This is a genomic window from Acidovorax sp. SRB_24, assembly GCF_012931925.1.
On record NZ_MWOM01000321.1, the window covers coordinates 1 to 292 of the forward strand.

A 292-nucleotide genomic window follows, 5' to 3' on the forward strand; every position below is an offset into this window, starting at 1 on the left:
GCCCAAGGCGGCGCTGCTCTCGCACTCGAACTTCGGCAGCAGCCACCAGCCCAGCGCCGTGAAGATGCGCGAGACGCTGGAGCTGCTGCGCGCGCAGGCGCCCTGGCTCGAGGTGGACGGCGAGATGCACGGCGACGTGGCGCTGGACGGCAAGGCGCGCGCCAAACTCATGCCGCGCAGCACGCTGGCCGGCAACGCCAACCTGCTGGTGCTGCCCAACATCGACGCCGCCAACATCTCGTACAACCTGCTCAAGACGGCGGCGGGCGGCAACATCGCCATCGGCCCGGTG

At 70.5% G+C, this 292-nt stretch carries 1 protein-coding gene; it reads left to right on the forward strand.

Annotation, left to right across the window (positions count from 1 at the left end):
• A partial coding sequence (locus tag B2J89_RS22115) for a phosphate acyltransferase (protein ID WP_256368872.1) occupies positions 1-292 on the forward strand: 292 nt, incomplete at both ends.